The following is a 2237-nucleotide window of genomic DNA, read 5'->3' as shown; positions in this document are numbered from 1 at the left end:
GCGTTGCCGAGCGGGACGACCCGCCCCCGCGGCCACCTCCTCGAGTTCGGCCACGGAACGCCGCGAGCCGTGCTGCGAGCCGGCCATCCGACTGATCGTCTCCTCCATCAGCGTGCCGCCTATGTCGTTCGCCCCACCAACGAGCACGGCCCGACAGCTCTCCACCCCGAGCTTGACCCAGGAGCACTGGATGTTGTCGATCGAACCGTGCAGCAGAATGCGCGCCATCGCGTGCACGGCCCGGTTCTCCTGGCGGGTGGGGCCGGGACGGGCGACACCGGCCAGGTAGATCGGCGAGCTGTGATGGACGAAGGGGAGGGCCACGAACTCGGTGAAGCCGCCGGTGGAGTCCTGGATGCGCCGTAGCAGGCGCAGATGGGCCACCCAGTGTGCGGGGGTGTCCACGTGCCCGTACATCATCGTGGCCGAGGAACGCAGGCCGACCCGGTGCGCGGTGGTCACCACCTCGACCCAGCTCGCCGCGGGCAGCTTGCCCTTCGTCAGCACCCAGCGGACATCGTCGTCGAGGATCTCCGCCGCGGTGCCGGGGATCGTGTCGACGCCGGCCTCGCGGGCCGCGGTGAGCCAGTCGCCAATCGACATGCCGGTGCGGGTGACGCCGTTGAGAACCTCCATCGGCGAGTAGGCGTGCAGATGCAGCCCCGGCGCCTGCCGCTTGATCTCACGGGCGAGATCGAAGTACGCGGTGCCCGGTAGATCGGGATGGATCCCGCCCTGGACGCAGACCTCGGTCGCGCCGACCGCCCAGGCCTGCGCCGCCCGGCTGCCCACCTCGTCCAGAGACAGCGTGTAGGCGTCGGCGTCCCCACGGCGTTGCGCGAACGCGCAGAACCGGCATCCGGTGTAGCAGACATTAGTGAAGTTGATGTTGCGGTTGACGACGTAGGTGACGTCCTCGCCCACGACGTCGCGGCGCAATCCGTCCGCGAGCGCGCAGAGCTCCTCCAGGGCGGCGCCGTCCGCGCTGAACAGGGTCAGCGCCTCGTCGTCGGTGATCCCGGCCGGATCGGACCCGGCGTGGCGCAGGGCGGCGAGCATGTCGGGGCCGATCCGCCGCATGGCACCGGCACCAGCAACCGCGCCGGCCCGGCTCGCGATGGCCCGGCTGCCCGTGCCGACGACTCCGTCGACCCCCGTCCCGGCCGCGCTGACCTGGGCACGAAGCGACTCCCAGTCACCGTAGACCGTGCCGAAGTCCGCCCGTTTCTCGCTGCGGCGCCCGACCGTGTCGACCGCGGCGTGCAGATCGGTGCGGCCGGTGTCAGCGAGTCCGCCGTCGGGCTCCTGCCAGGGGCGGCCGGCCGGGAACACACCGTCGGCGAGCAGGCCGTCCGCGCCGGCCAACGCCCCGACGTGCCCGGCCAGGCGCGGGTCGATCCATGGTTCACCGAGATGGGAGGGGTAGACGGTGAGCCGGGGCCGCAGCGTGAACCCGGCCTGCGCCGTCACGGCACGCAGGACGTCCAGGTCCGGCCAGGGCCGCTCGGGGTTGACGTGGTCGGGGGTGACCGGGGAGACGCCGCCCCAGTCGTCGATGCCGGCCGAAAGCAGCAGGGCGCACTCCGCGGTGTCAACGAGGTTCGGCGGAGCCTGCACCCGCATCGTGGGGCCCAGCACCAGCCGGGTGACCGCGACGGCCGCGGCCAACTCCTCGGCACCGACGTCGGGCGCGGAGCGCATCGCGGTGTCGTCCTTGGCGCGGAAATTCTGGACGATCACCTCCTGGATCGACCCGTAGCGGCGGGCCAGACCTCGAAGCTCGAAGATCGTCTCGGCCCGCTCCGCCCGGGTCTCCCCGATGCCGAGCAGCAGGCCGGTCGTGAACGGGATCGACAGCCGCCCGGCGTCGGTGAGGACCCGCAGGCGGACGGCCGGGTCCTTGTCGGGTGACCCGTAGTGCGCCCCGCCCGGCTCCGACCACAGGCGGGTCGCGGTCGTCTCCAGCATCATCCCCATCGACGGGGCCACCGGCTTGAGCCGGGCGAGTTCCACCCAGCTCAGCACACCTGGGTTGAAGTGCGGAAGCAGACCAGTCTCCTCCAGCACGGCGATCGCGACGGCACGCAGGTAGCCCAGCGTCGAGTCGTAGCCGTGGGCGTCGAGCCACTCCCGGGCCGCCGGCCACCGGCCCTCGGGGCGATCACCAAGCGTGAACAGCGCCTCGGCGCAGCCCGCCGCGGCGCCCGCCCGGGCGATGCCGAGCACCTCGTCCACCG

Annotated in this window: 1 protein-coding gene; it reads right to left on the bottom strand. The window is 72.3% G+C overall.

Translation table 11 applies throughout. From position 1 onward, the window contains the following. Positions 1–2237, bottom strand: a 2237-nt coding sequence (locus ACY45C_RS15590; protein WP_462188317.1) for a bifunctional FO biosynthesis protein CofGH, incomplete at both ends; no start/stop codon positions are given.

The organism is Frankia sp. CcWB2, from assembly GCF_977927585.1.
This window is presented reverse-complemented; position numbering and strand designations above follow the sequence as displayed.